We start from the raw sequence: 19,211 nt of genomic DNA on the forward strand, positions 1-19,211 counted from the left end.
ATATGTCGTAAGTAGTGAGGAGGAGAGTGAGGGAATGGCAGAAATCGCGACAGAGAGGGAGCCGCTCGCTGTGGGCGACGTAGGTGAGGCCGTTTCTCCTTGGCGCGAAACGTGGCGCCACTTTAAAAAAAATAAACTGGCCTTGCTCGGTGTAGGGATCGTTTGCTCTTTTGTTCTACTCGGCGTTTTTGCTGCTGTCATCGCGCCCGAAGGGTATAATAACCAAGTGTTGGCGAATCGTCTGCAAGCGCCGAGCGGCGAGCATTGGTTTGGGACGGACGATTTTGGTCGCGATATTTTGGCTCGAGTCGTATACGGGGCACGCATTTCGCTCTGGGTCGGCTTTTTCGCCGTGCTCGGGTCGTGTGTGATCGGGTCATTATTAGGCATTTTGGCCGGTTTTTACGGTCGCTGGGTCGATATGGTCATTTCGCGCCTGTTCGATATCATGCTCGCCTTCCCGAGTATTTTGCTCGCGATCGCGATCGTCGCTATATTAGGTCCGTCGCTGTTCAATGCGCTGCTGGCGATCGCCATCGTGAACATCCCAAACTTTGGTCGCCTCGTCCGTTCGCGCGTGCTCAGTATTAAAGAAGAAGAGTACGTTACTTCGGCGCGGGCGATCGGGATGCGCGACGGGCGCATTTTATTTCACCACATTTTGCCTAATTCGCTCGCACCGATTATCGTTCAGGCGTCGCTCGGGATCGGCACGGCGATTCTCGAAGCGGCAGCACTCGGTTTTCTGGGGCTAGGGGCGCAAGCACCCGAGCCGGAGTGGGGGCGCATGCTCAGTGATGCGCGGCAGTACATTCAAGATGCGCCGTGGACGGTCGTCTTTCCCGGTTTAGCGATTATGCTTACCGTACTCGGCTTCAATTTACTCGGCGACGGCTTGCGCGACGCCCTCGACCCACGCATGAAAGAGTAGCGGCGCCACTAATAATATGTACTGGAAAGCGTCAAGTATCATCCCAAGAAGGGAAAAGGGTCCGGGTTCTCTTTTTGACAAGGTGTTAAAGAGGGACGAGCTGCCATCGATCTAGGTGCGTTCTTAGAGTGTTTTTTTAAAAAAAAGGAGAGGTTAAGATGCGAAATAAGATGCGAAAAAATATTAAACCGTTATTGCAGTACGCGCTAATCGTCAGTGTTGCTGCCGTCTTCCTTTTTTTCACGGCGATCAGCCCTCCGGAACGGACGGCGGCGCAAGATGAACTCGCACAGGAGCTCGACAGGCTTCTCGCGGACCCGGCCTTAGATGGCGCGTTTGCCAGTGTGGCCGTCCGTTCCGGAGAAACGGGCGCGCTCATTTATTCGCACGGAGGGGACAAGCGGTTAGCACCTGCATCCAATCAGAAACTGTTTACGGCAGCGGCCGCCCTCGATACGTTAGGGGCGGATTACCGCTTTACGACGACAGTTTCCACGGACGGAAAGGTCAAGGGGAAAGAAGTGAAAGGTAACCTTTATTTAAAAGGGACCGGTGACCCGACAATGCTGCAGAAAGACTACAAAAAGTTGGCGAAAGATTTAGCGAAGCAAGGGATTAAGAAAGTAAAGGGGCAGTTAGTCGCCGACGATACGTGGTTTGACGATGTGCGCCTCGGCAGCGACTGGAGCTGGGACGACGAGCCGTACTATTACAGTGCGCAAATATCGGCACTCACCCTCTCGCCGAACGAAGATTACGACTCTGGAACTATCATCGTCAAAGCGACGCCCGGGAAGCGCGTCGGGCAAGCGGCGGATATTGAGATAACACCGAAGACGGACTATGTCACAATCGTTAATAAAGCGAAAACGGTGCCCAAAGGGGAAAAAAATACGATAGAGATCGAGCGGGAGCACGGCAACAACAACATTGTCATTACCGGTAACATTCCGTTAAAAAAAGACGAGAACACGCGCGAATGGATGTCGGTGTGGGAGCCGACCGGCTATGCGGCCGCTATTTTTTACGATGCGCTAAAGGACCAAGGGATTAAAGTGAAAGGCGGCATCGCCTACGGAGAGACGCCGAAGGGCACTGCGCCGCTAGCGGTACACCGTTCGATGACGCTGGAGGAGTTACTCGTTCCGTTCCAAAAATTGAGTAATAACGGTCACGCGGAAATTCTCGTGAAGGCGATGGGCCGGCACGAACATAACAAAGGGAGTTGGTCTGCTGGACTGAAAGTCGTCAAGGCGTATAGTCAAAAGGCTAACTTGAATGAAAAGACGATTGTCGTGCAAGACGGTTCTGGGTTGTCGCGGCGCAATTTCGTCCCTGCGGAAGAAGTGAGCAACTTGCTCTACTACGTCCAGGACGAAGCGTGGTTCCCGATCTTTTACGACGCGTTGCCGATTGCCGGTATGAGTGACCGTTTTGTCGGCGGCACGCTGCGCAACCGGATGAAAGGGACGGCTGCGGAAGGAAATGTGCATGCCAAGACTGGCTCACTGACGGGCGTGTCGTCGCTGTCGGGGTATGTCGATACCGCAGGAGGTGAGCGGCTCATTTTTTCGATAATGATGAACAACTACACAGTGTCCGGAAGTGTCATGACCGGGATTCAAGATAAGATCGCGATTAAGCTAGCCGAGTACGGTGGCTAGTAAAGGGGAAACTCGACTGATTTAGATGGGGATCTTTGCAAACGATGCGAATGAGGTGAACGGTACGTGGTCGGATGAATAAAAGAGGTTAGGGGATCGGGAAAGAGAGAGGGAGGTTCAATCTCGATGAAGAAAGGAAAACGGTTGACAGCGGACAGTACGATTGGGATCGTTGCACCGGCTAGTCCGACGAAACGTGTCGACGACGTCTATGAAGCAAAAGACGCCGTTGAAGCATTAGGGTTCCGCGTGAAGCTCGGCGCAAGCTGCTTTGCCGAGTACGGCGGTTATTTGGCGGGGACGCCGGAGGAGCGCGCTCAAGATGTGAACGCGATGTTTTGCGATGTGGACGTCGACGCGATTATGTGCCTGCGCGGCGGCTACGGCACGCCACAACTACTGACGCTGCTCGACTACGAAGCCATAGCCGCTAACCCAAAACTGTTCATCGGGTACAGTGACGTGACAGCGTTACATACGGCGATCAGGCAGCAGACTGGCCTTGCGACCGTTCACGGGCCAATGGCCGCTTCCGACCTCACTGTCGCGAGCGACTTCTCCAAGCGTTCGCTGCTAAAGGCGATGACTGAGACAGTGCCGCTCGGCAAAATGAACAATCCGCCGGGGGAGGACATTTGCTGCCTCGTAGCGGGAGAGGCACGTGGAAAGCTCGTCGGCGGCAATTTGTCGTTGATCGCTGATACGCTTGGGACGGCCTTTGAATTAGATACGAAAGGGTGCATCCTGTTTTTGGAGGATGTCGGCGAAGAGCCGTTCCGCGTCGACCGCATGTTGACGCAACTCGCCTTAGCCGGAAAGTTCTCCGATGCGGCTGGCATCGTGTTGGGCGATTGGGCGGACTGTGCGTCGAAAGATTACCCACACGGGTTTACGGTGGCCGATGTCGTGGCGAAGGTCGTTGCGCCATATGGGAAGCCGACAGTGGTCAACGTGAAGGCGGGACACTGTGACCCGACGCTGACGTTACCGCTCGGTGTCACAGTCGCACTCGACGCGACGCGCGGCGAGTTCGTCGTCGAGGAGAATGTCGTCGTTCCTTAAGATTCTCGCGGCGTGCAAGGCGTTCATTGCTGTTCGAGTAATTCGATGAACGCCTTGACTTGTTTTAGTTCCACGGACAGTTTATCGGCGCACAGCCACGTGTCGCGTTGCAATGGCTCACGATGGTCGTCATACAGCGGAATTTTATGAATGCCCTCTTCCTGGGGCAAGCTAATTTCCGGCAAGATGGCGTAACCGATGCCGTTTAGGACGAGTTGTTTACACGTTTCGATTTGATCGACGGCAATCATCCGCTTTGGTTGACTGCCGATCCGCTGCCGCCACCACTGTTGGATTTGTAGATCGTACGTCGAGTCGCTCTTGAATTGAATAAACGGTTTGGCCGTACAGGTTAGTTCGTCGACTGTGGTGATCGCGGTGTCGACGAGGTACAATTGGTCGCTGAACAAGTGTTTCTTTTGCTCTGCCCAGTCGATTTTTCCGCGCACGATACCGATGTGAAAGTCACCTTCGTATAGACAGCGCAAAATCTCTCTGCTCCAGCCGGTCGTCAACGATAGTTGCACGTGGGGGTAGGTCTGCACGAACTGCTTTAACATCGGGGGCAACCAGTAGGTGCCGACGACAGTGGAGACAGCTAGTTTAAGCGTACCGCTCACTTCGTTGGTTAACATCGCCAACTGATCTTTCACTTTTTTTTCCCGTGCGAGTGACTCTAAGGCGAAACGAATAATCTGTTCACCGGCGGGAGTTAATGTTAACCCCTTGCGCGAGCGAAGAAAAATCGTCTCGTTCCAAACCTTTTCAATCGCTTGGAGACGCTGGCTAAGGGCAGGTTGTGATACGTAAAGGCGTTCTGCAGCTTTGCGCATATTGAGTTCTTCAGCAAGGGTCGCCAATATTTCCAGATCTGTTGACCGCATCGTCGCCTCTCCTACCTTATCGATAAGTATTTCTTATGCATATCTATAATACAAAGCTATTTTAAGTATTTATGTCACTACGATATAGTGAGGGTAGCTACTACTAGTAACGTCATTTCCCGCTCAATAGTGTTCAAAAAAGTTATTGCGCTTATATCCTAAAGGGACATCTTTTTGTGTAGACGTCGTGCAATATCTAGAAAATGGTGAGAAATAAGCGTGTAAAAAAATGATTTTTATGCTGGTGCCGGTTTAGCGCTGTCGAGGAGGCGGGGATGGTAAGGACGACGTCTGTAAGGAGCTGTTTAAGATTGAGGAGCGGGCATGAGAACCTTGTGCTTCGTTTCGAGAAGGAGGTCATTTTATGAAGGACAAAGAGGTTAAACGAGCGGTACAAACGCACTTCGGGCGCCATGCGGCAAAGTATGTCACGAGTGAGTCTCACGCTAAAGGGGACGATCTCGCGTTACTCGTCAATTGGCTGCAGCCTGAGCCTCACTGGCGCGTGTTAGATGTAGCTACTGGCGGTGGACACGTCGCCAAAAAATTAGCCCCTCGTTGCGCGCACGTATACGCCACTGATTTTACGAAAAATATGTTAGCGGCAGCGCGCGACCACTTGGAGCAAGAGCTAGGTGACGATCGGCGCGGTCATGTGTCGTACGTTGTCGCGGATGCGGAGGCGTTACCTTTTTTGGACGATGCGTTCGACGTCGTGACGTGCCGCATTGCCGCCCACCACTTCCCACATCCCGAACATTTCGCGCGCGAAGTGGCCCGTGTGTTGAAAAAGGGTGGCGCGTTTTTGTTCATTGACAATGTTGCCCCAGAGCAGCAGAAGCTTGCTGCACATATGAACGAAGTCGAACGGTTAAGGGATCACAGTCATGTGCGCTGCTTAGCGGTAAGCGAGTGGCAGCAATTGTTCGCTGCGTACGGCTTACGCGAAGAAAAAGCGGCGCTCAGCAAGAAGACGCACGTGTTTCCGCAATGGGTGGCGCGTACAGCGGAGACGGCTGCGCAACGTGAAACAGTGGCACAGTTTATTTTAGCGGCCGAGCGGGACGTGCGCGACTATTTTTCCGTGACGGTCGAAAACGGAAGTGTCACTTCATTGCAAATTGACGAGTGGCGCACATTGTATCGGAAAAAAGAAGGCTGAGGCAGAACAAGGCATTCGAGAGACAGCAGAAGATCAACATCATTCCCGGGGTGAATCGGTTTTCCTTTCGCGACCCGTTCGGGAATCGCATCGAGTTCATGCAGTACGATTGAGGGTGGAACTTCTGACGCTAGATGGCGGGCGAACACGCGCGAAAGGGGTCAGCGATGTGTCGTTGATGCTAAGTACTGTGAGCTATAAGGACGTCAATTTCGTGCGCGATGTCGCGTGTCATTTGCTCAATGAGCGAGAAGTCAGTTGCGGCGACGTAAATGGCTTCTAATTCGTCGCGCAGCACTTTCGTCTCTGCTAAGTGAGCGATTCCAGCTTTCATTTTGTTTTTGTAACGCGCGTGAGTGTCGCGGATGTGGTCGGCGTTTGCTTCATCGGTGCCGGGTGAGACGGCGAGGGCGTACAGGTCGATCACTTCGTCACTCGCGCGGTCCGGGAAGTATTCGTGGGGCGCCGTGCTGTCAAAGACGGCGACACTTAATTCGGGTAGCAGCACCATGTCGAGACTGTCGGGGTCAAACCCACAGTGGTATATTTCGGCATCAAAACCGCGCGCGCTCGCAGCGGCGGCGATTTTTTTTAGCAGACTCGATTTGCCGCAGCCAGCGCGGCCTTTCAGGAAATACCGTTTGTCTAGTCCCGTCGTTATGCTCGGGATGTGGTCCGTTGCGCCTTGCGGTGTCGCTGCCCCTAAAAACATGTGCCGGGAGCGCGCCCGTTTCGGCAATTGTTCATGGGAAAAAATGTCGTTGACGAGCCGCGTTGCGATATCGTTTACTTTCGTCACGTCGAGCGCTGCAATATAAATTTGTTCCAACTCATCGTGGATGGCTAAGGCGGCCGCGAACGTGTCGTACGCTTCTGTATAACGGTCTTTAATTTGTTCGTTTAAGGCGGCGATTGTTTGTTTTTTCTCTTTTAATTGTTGGACATCCCACGCTACCCCTAAATTGACGTACTGTTCGACTGCGCCGGGCAGCTTCGGTTCAATGACGTGCGGTGCGGTTCCGTCGACGATGCCGATGCCGTAGTCCGAGATGATCACCGCATCGAGTGACTCTTTATCCGCGGCACAATGGACGAATTCCATGCTAAGCCCGCGAGCGCAAAGCTCTGTGCCGATTGTTTTCATTAACGTCGACTTGCCGCCCCCCGGACCACCTTTAAGGATATACAGGTGATCGAGGCCCGCGAGAACGGAGTCAAATAAACTGTAAAAACCTTTAGCTGTGTTGCCGGAAGCGAAGTAGCGGCGAATGTTACTTTGAATGGTACCTTCCATCGAAGACGCTCCTTTCCTTGCAGATGTATGAAAAACGGATAACGGAAACAGTCGCGAATACGTACGCTGCGAGGCACGCGTCTGGTTTTATTATATGCCTATGCAAGTCGTTAGGTGTTTGCCTAGTTTCCAAAAAAAAGCCGCGCAGCCGCGGAAAATAAAGCAGTATTTACAGCAAGCGGACGAAGATTTTAAAGTTGAGTTGACTGTTACGGCCGCGTGTCATACCGCGTCGGTGCGCCATCCGGAGCGTAGCGCAAAGGTAGTCGCACCGTGATGTGGACGATGTCGCCGTCGGATTCAGCCCAAATGTTCCCGTCGTGTAAGTCGACGATACTTTTGGCGATGGCGAGGCCTAAACCGGAGCCGCCCGCTTCTGACGTACGGGCTGAATCGACGCGATAAAATCGTTCAAACATGCGCGTCAGTTGCTCTTGTGACAGCGGTTTGCTCTTGTTGCTAATTGTTACAGTTACGGCGTTGTCGCGTTGCGCCATCGTCGTGCGAATGGCGCTCGGTTTGACGCTATATTTGATCGCATTCGTCAATAAGTTTTCGAACACGCGGGAAATTTTATCGGCGTCGACGGTCACCATTAGTTTTTCTTGCGGCAATTGTGTGTGAAAAGTGAGTGTGTTTTCTTCAGCGTACGAAGCGAGTTCGGCAAGTAATTGTTCGAGCAAGTCGTTCAAGTAAACGGCTTCTAGTTTGAGCGGTGTTCCTTTGTTCGACAGCTTCGTGTACTCAAACAAGTCGTCAATGAGTACTTTTAAGTTTTCCGATTTGCGGAAAGCGACGTCGATAAACGACTCCAACTGTTGCTCGTCTTTGTACTCTTTGTCTTTTAAAAGGCGCAAATAGCCCATAATGATCGTCAGCGGCGTGCGCAAGTCGTGGGACACGTTCGTAATGAGCTCTGTCTTCGTGTTTTCTGCTCGGCGCTCTTCGGCGATCGTCCGCTCCAGCTCCGTCGTCATATGATTAATACTCGTCGCGAGCATCCCTAACTCATCGGTGCTTTTATAGGCGACGCGGTAGTTCAAGTTGCCAGCGGCAACCGTACGCAAACCTCGCGCCAATTCCGCGATGTATCGTATTTTTCGCTGGGTGAGTAAGTAAAACAACGAAATGAAGGAAACGAACGGTACGACGTATGTGAGAGGGTTAATGGAGGTTATCGTTTGGTAACTAAGTTCGTGTATGGCGTAGCCGCGGACGACGAAATACGCGGCCTCGCCGTTTAAACTGAGTGGAACGACCGCCACTTGTTCCTCATCAGAGATAGCTTTATGGCCACCAGTTTCGGGACGGTCCCCCACATTTGCTCTGTCGCTGTCAGCTACCTCAGTCTGGTCGTCGTTTTCCTTCTGTTCATCGTCGTCCCCTGCTTCTTCTACGTAACTGCCGTCGTCGACATCATCCTCTGGGGCATTTGTTGTAAAATGGGAGTTTTTGGCGTTTGAGCGTTTGATTAGTTCGTCGATTTTTACCGTTTTTTGTTGTGCGTTTTGCGACTTGTGTAGCACCTTCCCGTCGACGCCGACGACCATCAGTTGATAGTCCTTGTATTCGTCAACTTGTTCTTTTGCCGCGATAAATTGCTGTGCGGACATGCCTTGGACTAATTCCGCCTGAAGTTCGGGGGCGAGATCGTAGGCGACTAAGTCAGCAGACGATTCGATATAGATAGGGATATCTTTCGTAGTTTCGCCGAAAAAGTTGTAAAAGAGAACCGTCGTTACGATCGTGAACACTGTACAGGCGATAAAGACGAGAATAAGTTGGATCCGTAAACTGCTATGGACGCGTTGCGCTAAAAAACGAGTCGTCCGATGAAACAGTTTAACGGGGTAGAAAGGCCACTTAAGGTAACGCCACTTAGTTTTCAACTTTATAGCCAATCCCCCATACCGTTTTAATGTAACGCGGTTGGCGCGGGTTGTCCTCCAATTTTTCCCTAATCTTGCGAATGTGTACCATGACCGTATTGTTGGCGCCGAAAAAAGGTTCCTTCCATACCGATTCGTATATTTTTTCGATGCTAAAGACGATGCCGCGGTTGCGGGCGAGCAATTCGAGGATCGCAAACTCTCGTGGCGTTAATTTTATTTCACGACCGTCTATCTTCACTTCGTGTGTGGCGACGTTGATCGTTAAGTCGTCGACGGTTAGTTCTTCGGCGGGTTGCGCCGTCGGCACGTTGAAACGGGTGTAGCGGCGCAGTTGCGACTTAACGCGCGCGATTAATTCCAGCGGGTTGAACGGCTTCGTCACATAGTCGTCGGCACCAGTGCTAAGACCCATTATTTTATCCATATCTTCACTCTTTGCAGATAACATAATGATCGGCATGTGCATTTGTTCGCGTATTTTCATGCACGCGGCGATACCGTCCATGTGCGGCATCATCACGTCGAGTACGATGAGTGAGATGTCGTGCGTGCGGAGAGCTTCTAACGCCTCGAGGCCGTTCGTCGCATGAACCGTCGCATACCCTTCGTTGTGTAAATATATTCCTAGTAAGTCTAGTATTTCCTTTTCGTCGTCGACCAGGAGTATCGTTTCTTTTGCCATGACAATACCCTTCCTCTGTTAAATTGAAACGGCGCTTTACAGATGAAAATGAAGATGACCTCACCGATCACAATTGCCGCTACGGCATCTAAGACGACGTGTTGTTTGACAAACACGGTCGAAAGAATGATGGCGAGCCCCATCGCGTCGACCGCGGTTCGCGCGAATGTGTTGCGAGAGACGTAGCGAAAGGCGCGCATCATTAAATACGTGCTAAGGACGTGAATGCTCGGAAACGCGTTGTACGGTTCATCGGCTGCGTAAATGAGCGTGACGAGTTGTGTCATTAGGTCATCACCTGATAGCGCCGGACGTTCAACGTGTGTTTGATAGAAGAAGTAAATAATATAGCAAATGACCAAACTTATGTTGTAACTAACCAATGTGCGATAATACATCTGTCGGTCTTTGTAACATAAGTAAATGAAAAGTGCAAAAATGAAAGGGTACCACAAAATATACGGGACGATAAACCACTTTAGGAACGGGATCGCCCCGTCCACAGTGAGCGCTAAGCTTTGCGAGCCGCGGCCAGCGTTGTTTAATAAAATGTAGGCAATGTTTAAGATCGGGATAGACAACAAGAAAACGAGCGGCTTCATCTCTTTGAGTTTTAATAAATATTTATTCATCGTCTACTTTTCTCCTCAAACTGTAAATATGTGCCCGTCGTACACACTCTATAGTATAAGACGAATAAGTTAACAAACAGTTTCATTTCACCTTAATAAAATCTTAACATGGATGCAAGTCATTGTGCACTTACGCGGTATGGAAATGTGTACAACAGAAGTAACAGTGTTCCAATTAAGTAAACGCGTTCATACGTCCGTTTGTTTCCTGTCCTAAGGAGAGGTAAAATAGAAAGAAACTTACTACATTATTTTAGGGGGATTTTACGTGGCTGACGTACAAGTGGGACAAGTCGTACCTGAATTTCGCTTGCCGGCGTCGAACGGCGAAGAGGTGGCGCCTAGCGATTTTAAAGGAAAAAAAGTCGTGCTTTACTTTTATCCGAAAGATATGACGCCAGGATGTACGACGGAAGCGTGTGATTTTCGCGATGCGCACAGTCAGTTCGAAGAAGAGAACGCCGTCGTGCTCGGCATTAGTCCGGACGACCTCAAATCGCACCACAAATTTATCGATAAACATTCGTTGCCGTTTTTGTTGTTGGAGGACACGGCACACGAAGTTGCTAATTTATTCGGGGTGTGGAAATTAAAAAAGAACTTTGGTAAAGAGTATATGGGAATTGAGCGTTCGACGTTCGTGATCGACGAGGAGGGCAAGCTAGCGAAGGAGTGGCGCAAGGTAAAAGTGAAAGGTCACACGGAAGAAGTACTCGAGTTCGTGAAGTCGCTGTAACGAAAGTGTTATGGCGTCAAGGAGGTCGGTGCGCTAACAGTCGAAAGGCAACCAAAAGTTGAGCGACTCGTTCTTTATAATTGACGGGGTTAGTGATCGACTTATTTCATGTCGGTCATCTACCCTGTCTTTTTTTGCGCAATCGCGCGGGATGTTTTGGGCGTAGTCGACGAAAAGCGGTGCTTTGAAATAATGTAAGCAACGTTTTTGTAAAGAAGTGAAGTAATCGCTACTTGCGTATCGTCTTATATAGTAGGACAGCGTCGTTTAATATAGGTAGGAGTTTTTGATAAACTTGGTGGCCCAAGCCTCTACAGACAGTGAGGTGGAGACAATACGTGACAGACGAAGAATTGGTTGAGCGGGTAAAGGGCGGAGAGCAAAGGGCTTTCCGGTTATTAGTGGCGCGTTATCAGTCGTTCGTCTACACGCTTATTGTGCGGATGGTTAGAGACCGGCAGCTCGCGGAAGATTTGGCACAAGAGACGTTTTTACAAATGTACCGCTCGCTCGTCAGCTTCGACGCCAGAGCCAAGTTTTCGACATGGCTGTATCGCATTGCCCGTAACAAAGTGATCGACTGGAGTAGATCGCGGGCTTACAAGGAACAACAGGGTGAACGAGAGTTGCACGATGTATTTTGTACAGAGGAGTCAGTCGAGGATGAGGTGATCCGCCGCGACGCGACAAGACAGTTGCTGCAATTAATGGAGCAGCTACCGGATCATTGCCGCGCGGTGTTGTGGATGTATTATGTACACGACCTTACGGGAAAGGAAATTGCCGAGCAACTACATATTCCTTATCGTACGGTTCAGACGAGGATCGCACGCGGAAAAAAGCAACTGTACAAACTGTGGCAGGAGGTGAACCGCCATGCGTTGCGAGCAAGTATGGGAACGGATGTGGGATGTTGACGGTGTGCGGCAAATGGAAGCGCACATCGCGACGTGTCCACGGTGCGCGGCAGAGTGGCAGTTAGTTCAGCAGTTCGAACGGGAATTAGCTACGATAACGGCCGATGCCCCTTCCGCACGGTTTACTGATCACGTGATGGCGCGGGTGGCGAAGGAGCCACCGTTGTCGAAACAGTTGTCACAACAATCGCATGCCACGGAATCGCAACGACAGCCGATGCAGGCAAACGATGAACCGTCAGCTGCTGCACATCGTCCATCCGGCTGGACATGGTCTACGCTTAACCACTTATGGGTGGCGAGTGCGGCGACATATGTGTTCATGCTCGGCGGTCGAACGTTTGTGGACGACGGCTCAGGGTTGCCGCTCGTCGCCGTTTACTCGGTCCGCTTGGGGCGAGCGATTGCGGATATGGTCGGATGGATCCCGTCGCTGTTTTAAACAATTGTCGTGCTCAGCGTTTTGGTAAACGGAGGAGGTTGGATGACTTTGCAGCATATACAACGAGAAAAATGGATGGCTTGTCTGTTAGCGATCCTTTTTCCAGGACTCGGTCACTTTTATTTAGGTAAAATTGAACGCGGCGTATTTATTATGGGCGCGTTCATCTTAAATATTTGTGCGATCGTTTTTTTGTCGGTCACGATGTTCGAGTCGATTTTTGCCGTAAATATCACCTTGATCACTCTGTTAGGTTTAATGCTGCCTGCCATATACTTTTTTAATATTTTCGACGCCTTGCACCACGGGGCGCACTGGAAGCGTTCGGATTGGCTCCGGCGCACTCCTGCCCGTGGGGACGTTTCAGGCGTAGACGACTTGGAAGATTTTGAGACGCTCGACTGGATGCGTGAAGACACTTACCCGCCCAAGCGTCATTCACGACAGGCGCTACCAGTGAAAGGCGTCGGCATGGCCTTAGTTGCAGTCGGTATTTTTTTGTTGATAAGTACGCTGTTTTCCAATCGGCTGTTACTGTGGGCGCTGGACAACTTGCGGACGATCGGTGGCGTTTTTTTACTGGCGAGTGGCGGTTGGCTCATTTGGAAACAGTGGAAGTATCGGAAGGGAGGTCCATAAATGAAAGTCGGTAGATGGACGGTAGCGGGAGCGTTAATCGTCATTGGCGTTACGTTGCTGCTAAATCAGTGGGCGGAGACGAACCTTTTCTTGCAAATGATACCGTGGTGGCCAGTGTTGCTCATCGCGCTCGGCATTGAAGTGATGGTCAGCTACAGTCGCGGGAAGGAAGATGGCAGGCGGAGGAAGTTCGACGTCGCCGGCCTCATCGTTCTCTCGTTAATCGTCGTCGTCGGGGCCGGTACGGCGCTGGCGCAAGATTTAGGTTTCGACATATCGTTCCGCGACGGGTTTAACGTCGCGATCGGCGAGAACGGGGAGCCGCACGAGTTGGAACGCTTGGTTATCCCTGTCAAGGAACAACAACTGCTCAAATTGGAAAACGATAACGGCAGTATCGACATCGCGGCATACGACGGCAATGACGTCGTGGTTGAGCCGACGCTTCTGTTGTCGGCAAAGAGAGAAGGGAAATTAGAAAAAATAAAAAAGGAGGTCCGTTTCGACGTCAACGAGAAAGGGCATGTCATGTCAGTGGAGGTGAAGCGGTCGAAGAGTCAGTTTTCGCTGTTCAATTTGTTCAGGGGAGACGATTTCTATGCTGTGCGATTGCAAGTAAAGGTACCACGTGCTCTTGCCGTCGATGCGAAGACTTTAAATGGAAAGGTTGTTGCGCAGGATGTACGCGGGGACGTGACATTGGAATCGTTAAACGGTGACATTCAAATAGCTAAAATTGAAGGGAACGCGGTGTTAGAGACGGCAAACGGATCGATTCGCGGTACGGATGTGAGCGGATCGGTCCATGCAGAAACGTCGAATGGGTCTATTCATTTACAAAACGTTAGCGAGGCAGTCGAGGTGGAAACGACGCTCGGTTCGATTGACCTTACCGACGTAGCCGCGGCAGTGAGAGCCGAGACGAGCGCGGGTAGTATCGTCATAAACAGTAGGAAAATCGGGGGAAATTGGCGTGTATTTACTTCAGCTGGTAAAATTGACGTGACACTACCCGAAACGGCAGACGCGCGCATCCGCGCCGAGACGACCCTCGGTAAGGTAACGAGTGATTTCCCGTTGGACGGAGGGAAGGGACATCGCGGCTCGGTCGGTAACGGGACGTACGACATCGACTTGGAAACGTCTGCCGGCAGCATTGCGATAAAAAAAACGGAGTAATTGATTAATGAGAGTGTGTGGATTTTATTTGGGATGCGTGGCGTTCGGCAGGAATATCGCGCGGAACCAAAGTAATGGTTACAGGAGGTGCTCGTGTGATTGTAGTCAGTACGACAAAAATGAGCAATAAACACGTGCAGCGTTTAAACGAACAGTTTCCAGAGTGTGAATTCATTCATACCGCAAATACGGAAGAAGCGCGGGCCGCACTAGCGAAGGCAGAAGTATTCGTCACGTTCGGCCGGGATGTGACGAGTGAGCTCGTCGGCGAAGCGCCCGCTTTAAAATGGGTGCACGTGATGAGTGCCGGGTTAGACCCCTTACCTTTTGATGCCCTTAAGGCGCGCGGCATCGCGGTGACGAACGTCCGCGGCATCCACGCCATTCCGATGGCGGAATATACGTTTGCGGTGCTGTTGCAAATTGTGCGGCAGGTCGATGCGTTGACGGAAGCACAGCGCGCCCAGCGCTGGGATCAAAGCGTGCGCTTCGCAGAATTGTGGGATAAGACGCTCGGCATCGTAGGGGTAGGGGCGATCGGCCAAGAAATTGCCCGCCGTGCAAAAGTGTTCGGGATGCATACACTCGGGGTAAATACGTCCGGTCGCGCGGTCCCGCACGTCGATACGATGTTCTTGACAGACGAACTGGCGCAACTAATGTCAGCGAGCGATTATGTCGTCGTGACGGTGCCGTATCTACCGGAAACACATCATTTGATCGACGCGAAGGCACTTGCTGCGATGCGGCGCGAGGCGTATTTGATCAACATTTCCCGTGGGTCGGTCGTCGACGAACACGCGTTAATGGCTGCACTCGAACAGCAGGAGATCGGTGGAGCGGTGCTGGATGTGTTTGTGCAAGAGCCGTTGCCGACGACCCACCCGCTGTGGACGATGGACAACGTCATTCTTACACCGCACATTGCCGCGTTGTCGCCGATGTATATGACTCGTGCGGTACATATTTTAGTACACAATATGACCTGTTATTTGCAGGGGGATTGCTCACATATGCAGAACGTCGTCGACTTGGACAAGCGGTATTAACAGAAAGACTAAATGCCTTATTTTCTTCTTATATAATGGAGTAAACGATTGGAGAGTGTGCGCAAGATGAAGCCAAAGCCGAAACGCGTGCAAACGACAAAAATTTTGTCTACACTACAAAACATGTACCCGGATGCGACATGTGAGCTTAACTTCCGCACGCCGTTTGAACTGTTGATCGCCACCATTTTATCCGCTCAGTGTACTGATAAGCGCGTCAATGAAGTAACGGCAACGCTGTTTGCGAAGTATAATAAACCCGAGGATTTTTTGTCTTTGAGCGAAGAACAGATGCAGCAGGAAATTCGTGGCTTAGGTTTATTTAAAACAAAAAGCCGCAACATATTATTAACGTGCCGTATGTTATGTGAACAGTACGGAGGCGAAGTGCCGCGCGACCGAAAGGCGCTAGAAGCGTTGCCTGGAGTCGGCCGCAAAACGGCTAATGTCGTATTGAGTAACGCTTTTGACGTTCCGGCGATCGCCGTCGATACTCACGTGCAACGCGTGACGAACCGATTAGCGCTCGCTGACAGCGACAATCCGTTGGAAACAGAGCGCCAGTTGATGCGCAAAATTCCACGGGCGAAGTGGTCAGACGCCCACCACCAGCTCATTTGGCACGGACGCCGCGTATGTGTTGCACGCAGGCCGCGTTGCTCGCAGTGTGATTTATTACCTTACTGTTGGTACGGTAAATCGGTTCACACTGTATAATAAGGAGGGAAGTGCCATGAAAATCGTGTTGTGTATCGCTGGACAAAAGATATGTCCGGACCTGCAGGCAACGCTCGGGCAGCACGACTATCGCGTGACAAAATTGGCAAGCGAAGGCGGTTTTTTGAAAAAAGGGAATGCGACGTTTCTCATCGGCGTCGATGACGATAAAGTCGAAGACGTCCTCAGCTTAGTTCAGGAAATAAGCGAAGAAAAAGGCGGGGGAACTCCTGCAGACCGGGCACTTGCCATCGTCATGAACGCACAGGCGGGGGCAGATTTACTGAACGAGTAACGGCAGCCGCCCCACTGTTTTCCAGCATTTTATAGCTACTCGTATTGACAAAAGATAGTTCCTCGACATACACTTATATTATAGTCATTATAAACTGAGAATGATTATGCTTATTTGTGAAGGCGAGGTGCATGACGATGGCCGAGGAACGATTTAAAGCTGCAGTGGAACGATTAAAAGCTAAAGGGATTCGAATGACGCCGCAACGTCATGCTATATTAGCTTACCTTTTAGGGACGCTATCCCATCCGACTGCAGACGAAATTTACCGGGCATTGGAACGAAACTTTCCGAACATGAGTGTAGCGACGGTTTACAACAACTTACGCGTGTTTAAAGATGCAGGATTGGTACGAGAGTTAACTTACGGTGACGCATCGAGTCGCTTTGATGCGAATGTGAGTGACCATTATCACGCTATTTGTTCCTCCTGTGGGAAAATTGAAGATTTCGATTACCCGACTTTAGAGATGGTTGAACAGCAAGCAGCGCAGGAGACAGGGTTTCATGTGTATTCCCATCGCATGGAAGTGTACGGTCTTTGCAGACAGTGTCAAAACAAGAAGCAACTGGCCGCTAACTGAACAAAAAAGGCCCTAACCGCGAACGAACGGTTAGGGCCTTTTTTGCCTCTTCATCTATTTGCCGATTTAGTCAGCTTGCGTCTTATTTTCCGGTGCATATTGCGGATCGAACGACAAGGCCGCTTTGCAAAACATGCAATGGTCGTCTTTTCCGAGCATTTTTGTCGTTCGGCTACATTCGGGGCAGACGACTCGCGCTGCCTGAGTGGACAGCATACCGGCCCAAAAATACATGCCGAAACTGGAAAACATGACGAGTAGCCCTATTATAAAGAAGAACACCATTGCTGGTTTCCATAAGAACCCTAGGTACATAACTGCGACGCCCAGAAATACTAACATTAGCGCAAGCGTCCTGAGCTTATTAATTTTGCTGGCGAATAACACGATCGGATCCCTCCTCGCTCATTACGTATAGTATAAGGCAATCCGGCGAAATAAGAAACGCATATTGATCAACGCAGCAATCACACATAGGCATGCAAAGTGTTTTATAGCCTCGTTAACACACAATTACGACTATAATTTTAGGTGTTGACGTGAGCCGTCGATCCGTGATAGTATATAACTTGTCGCCGCGAGAGCGGGTTACCGCGAACGCCAGCGACAGCCGAAGCGGCAAGATAAGATAGCCGCGTCGGGCACGGGTTCGAGCGAAAATAACTTAAAAAAAGTTGTTGACAAACGCTCGGCTGTGTGATAAGATAAGAAAGTCGCCTCGAGAGAGCGCGGCAGCAAAGAACGAGAATGTTCCTTGAAAACTGAACGAACAAGCCAACGTGCGAGGAACCCATCATTCACTTGATGGACAACAGTTAGGAATAACAAACTTACCTTTTATGGAGAGTTTGATCCTGGCTCAGGACGAACGCTGGCGGCGTGCCTAATACATGCAAGTCGCGCGGGGTGAAGCAGCCGAAGCCTTCGGGTGGACGCAGCGGAACCTAGCGGCGAACGGGTGAGTAACACGTGGGTAACCTGCCCGAGAGACGGGGATAACGTCGGGAAACCGGCGCTAATACCGGATCACGACAGACGGTCGCATGACCGACTGTCCAAAGGTGGCGCAAGCTACCGCTCTCGGATGGGCCCGCGGCGCATTAGTTAGTTGGTGAGGTAACGGCTCACCAAGGCGACGATGCGTAGCCGACCTGAGAGGGTGATCGGCCACACTGGGACTGAGACACGGCCCAGACTCCTACGGGAGGCAGCAGTAGGGAATTTTCGGCAATGGGGGAAACCCTGACCGAGCAACGCCGCGTGAGCGAGGACAGCCTTCGGGTTGTAAAGCTCTGTCATGTGGGAAGAATGGCTTGAGGAGTCACTGCCTTAAGCGTGACGGTACCACAGGAGGAAGCCCCGGCTAACTACGTGCCAGCAGCCGCGGTAATACGTAGGGGGCGAGCGTTGTCCGGATTTATTGGGCGTAAAGCGCGCGCAGGCGGTCTCTTAAGTCTGATGTGAAAGGCCACGGCTCAACCGTGGGATGGCATTGGAAACTGGGGGACTTGAGTGCAGGAGAGGAGAGCGGAATTCCCGGTGTAGCGGTGAAATGCGTAGAGATCGGGAGGAACACCAGTGGCGAAGGCGGCTCTCTGGCCTGCAACTGACGCTGAGGCGCGAAAGCGTGGGTAGCGAACAGGATTAGATACCCTGGTAGTCCACGCCGTAAACGATGAGTGCTAGGTGTTAGGGGTTTCAATACCCTTAGTGCCGAAGTTAACACATTAAGCACTCCGCCTGGGGAGTACGGCCGCAAGGCTGAAACTCAAAGGAATTGACGGGGGCCCGCACAAGCGGTGGAGCATGTGGTTTAATTCGAAGCTACGCGAAGAACCTTACCAGGGCTTGACATCCTCTGCTAGCTCTAGAGATAGAGTGTTCCCTTCGGGGACAGAGTGACAGGTGGTGCATGGTTGTCGTCAGCTCGTGTCGTGAGATGTTGGGTTAAGTCCCGCAACGAGCGCAACCCTTAAGCTTAGTTGCCAGCATTGAGTTGGGCACTCTAAGTTGACTGCCGGTGACAAACCGGAGGAAGGTGGGGATGACGTCAAATCATCATGCCCCTTATGTCCTGGGCAACACACGTGCTACAATGGCCGGTACAAAGGGTAGCGAAGCGGTGACGCGGAGCCAATCCCATAAAGCCGGTCTCAGTTCGGATCGCAGGCTGCAACCCGCCTGCGTGAAGCCGGAATCGCTAGTAATCGCAGATCAGCATGCTGCGGTGAATACGTTCCCGGGCCTTGTACACACCGCCCGTCACACCACGAGAGTTTGTAACACCCGAAGTCGGTGAGGTAACCTTTTAGGAGCCAGCCGCCGAAGGTGGGACAGATGATTGGGGTGAAGTCGTAACAAGGTAGCCGTATCGGAAGGTGCGGCTGGATCACCTCCTTTCTACGGAGTATATAAGGCACGTTGGCAGTGTTCGTTTGGTTTTGAAGGAA

At 51.4% G+C, this 19,211-nt stretch carries 19 protein-coding genes and 1 rRNA gene; 14 read left to right on the forward strand and 6 right to left on the reverse strand.

What is annotated here, in order from left to right; translation table 11 throughout:
- The first annotated feature begins 34 nt into the window (after positions 1–34).
- The 3 genes from nikC (at position 35) to BN1247_RS16870 (ending at position 3,657) form a co-directional block, all read left to right on the forward strand.
- Positions 35–931, forward strand: a complete 897-nt coding sequence (gene nikC, locus BN1247_RS16860; RefSeq protein ID WP_054951412.1) for a nickel transporter permease — start codon at positions 35–37, stop codon at positions 929–931.
- 170 nt (positions 932–1,101) lie between these two features.
- Positions 1,102–2,595, forward strand: coding sequence for a D-alanyl-D-alanine carboxypeptidase/D-alanyl-D-alanine endopeptidase (gene dacB / locus BN1247_RS16865; protein ID WP_054951723.1), 1,494 nt, complete (start codon positions 1,102–1,104; stop codon positions 2,593–2,595).
- A gap of 126 nt (positions 2,596–2,721) precedes the next feature.
- Positions 2,722–3,657, forward strand: a complete 936-nt coding sequence (locus BN1247_RS16870; protein WP_054951413.1) for a S66 peptidase family protein — start codon at positions 2,722–2,724, stop codon at positions 3,655–3,657.
- Between the two features lie 23 nt (positions 3,658–3,680).
- Here BN1247_RS16870 and BN1247_RS16875 read toward each other — a convergent pair whose 3' ends face one another.
- A complete protein-coding gene (locus BN1247_RS16875; protein ID WP_054951414.1) occupies positions 3,681–4,541 on the reverse strand; it encodes a LysR family transcriptional regulator in 861 nt (286 codons plus the stop codon).
- Positions 4,542–4,905: 364 nt separating this feature from the next.
- Here BN1247_RS16875 and BN1247_RS16880 point away from each other — a divergent pair, with 364 nt between their 5' ends.
- Complete coding sequence (locus BN1247_RS16880) at positions 4,906–5,703, forward strand: class I SAM-dependent methyltransferase (protein WP_054951415.1); 798 nt, start codon at positions 4,906–4,908, stop codon at positions 5,701–5,703.
- A gap of 181 nt (positions 5,704–5,884) precedes the next feature.
- Here the strand turns inward: BN1247_RS16880 and BN1247_RS16885 are convergent, their stop codons facing one another.
- From BN1247_RS16885 to BN1247_RS16900, 4 genes are all read right to left on the reverse strand, one after another.
- Positions 5,885–6,997 carry a PRK06851 family protein gene (locus tag BN1247_RS16885; RefSeq protein WP_054951416.1) on the reverse strand — a complete coding sequence of 371 codons (1,113 nt, stop codon included), beginning with the start codon at positions 6,995–6,997 and terminating at the stop codon, positions 5,885–5,887.
- Between the two features lie 209 nt (positions 6,998–7,206).
- Positions 7,207–8,886 (reverse strand): sensor histidine kinase, encoded by a 1,680-nt coding sequence (locus tag BN1247_RS16890; protein WP_054951417.1) that lies wholly within the window; start codon positions 8,884–8,886, stop codon positions 7,207–7,209.
- Entirely contained in the window at positions 8,876–9,571 is a 696-nt protein-coding gene (locus BN1247_RS16895; protein WP_054951418.1) for a response regulator transcription factor, read from the reverse strand. Before BN1247_RS16895 ends, BN1247_RS16890 begins: the two co-directional genes overlap by 11 nt.
- Positions 9,523–10,203: a phosphatase PAP2 family protein gene (locus tag BN1247_RS16900; protein WP_054951419.1), complete on the reverse strand. Its 681-nt coding sequence runs from the start codon at positions 10,201–10,203 to the stop codon at positions 9,523–9,525. The genes BN1247_RS16895 and BN1247_RS16900 overlap by 49 nt, the downstream gene beginning before the upstream one ends.
- Positions 10,204–10,471: 268 nt before the next feature.
- Here BN1247_RS16900 and bcp point away from each other — a divergent pair, with 268 nt between their 5' ends.
- The 9 genes from bcp (at position 10,472) to perR (ending at position 16,761) form a co-directional block, all read left to right on the forward strand.
- Positions 10,472–10,939: a thioredoxin-dependent thiol peroxidase gene (gene bcp, locus BN1247_RS16905; protein ID WP_054951420.1), complete on the forward strand. Its 468-nt coding sequence runs from the start codon at positions 10,472–10,474 to the stop codon at positions 10,937–10,939.
- A 338-nt stretch (positions 10,940–11,277) separates the two neighbouring features.
- Entirely contained in the window at positions 11,278–11,856 is a 579-nt protein-coding gene (locus tag BN1247_RS16910; protein ID WP_054951421.1) for an RNA polymerase sigma factor, read from the forward strand.
- Positions 11,816–12,298 carry an anti-sigma factor family protein gene (locus tag BN1247_RS16915; RefSeq protein ID WP_054951422.1) on the forward strand — a complete coding sequence of 161 codons (483 nt, stop codon included), beginning with the start codon at positions 11,816–11,818 and terminating at the stop codon, positions 12,296–12,298. The genes BN1247_RS16910 and BN1247_RS16915 overlap by 41 nt, the downstream gene beginning before the upstream one ends.
- Before the next feature lie 42 nt (positions 12,299–12,340).
- On the forward strand, positions 12,341–12,937 hold the full coding sequence (locus tag BN1247_RS16920) for a DUF6677 family protein (RefSeq protein WP_054951423.1): 597 nt from the start codon (positions 12,341–12,343) through the stop codon (positions 12,935–12,937).
- Positions 12,938–14,116: a DUF4097 family beta strand repeat-containing protein gene (locus BN1247_RS16925; RefSeq protein WP_054951424.1), complete on the forward strand. Its 1,179-nt coding sequence runs from the start codon at positions 12,938–12,940 to the stop codon at positions 14,114–14,116.
- 95 nt (positions 14,117–14,211) lie between these two features.
- The gene (locus tag BN1247_RS16930; protein ID WP_054951425.1) at positions 14,212–15,165 is read left to right on the forward strand and encodes a D-2-hydroxyacid dehydrogenase; all 954 of its coding nucleotides are present in this window, start codon (positions 14,212–14,214) and stop codon (positions 15,163–15,165) included.
- Positions 15,166–15,231: 66 nt separating this feature from the next.
- Positions 15,232–15,882 (forward strand): endonuclease III, encoded by a 651-nt coding sequence (gene nth, locus BN1247_RS16935; RefSeq protein ID WP_054951724.1) that lies wholly within the window; start codon positions 15,232–15,234, stop codon positions 15,880–15,882.
- Between the two features lie 16 nt (positions 15,883–15,898).
- Complete coding sequence (locus BN1247_RS16940) at positions 15,899–16,177, forward strand: cyclic-di-AMP receptor (protein ID WP_054951426.1); 279 nt, start codon at positions 15,899–15,901, stop codon at positions 16,175–16,177.
- Between the two features lie 137 nt (positions 16,178–16,314).
- Positions 16,315–16,761: a peroxide-responsive transcriptional repressor PerR gene (gene perR, locus BN1247_RS16945; protein ID WP_054951725.1), complete on the forward strand. Its 447-nt coding sequence runs from the start codon at positions 16,315–16,317 to the stop codon at positions 16,759–16,761.
- Between the two features lie 66 nt (positions 16,762–16,827).
- Here the strand turns inward: perR and BN1247_RS16950 are convergent, their stop codons facing one another.
- Positions 16,828–17,148, reverse strand: a complete 321-nt coding sequence (locus BN1247_RS16950; RefSeq protein WP_074011212.1) for a DUF2614 family zinc ribbon-containing protein — start codon at positions 17,146–17,148, stop codon at positions 16,828–16,830.
- A 449-nt stretch (positions 17,149–17,597) separates the two neighbouring features.
- On the opposite strand from BN1247_RS16950, the gene BN1247_RS16955 reads away from it, so the two are divergent.
- Positions 17,598–19,161, forward strand: a 16S ribosomal RNA gene (locus BN1247_RS16955).
- Positions 19,162–19,211: the final 50 nt, after the last annotated feature.

This window comes from Numidum massiliense (genome assembly GCF_001375555.1).
Taxonomy (GTDB): domain Bacteria; phylum Bacillota; class Bacilli; order Thermoactinomycetales; family Novibacillaceae; genus Numidum; species Numidum massiliense.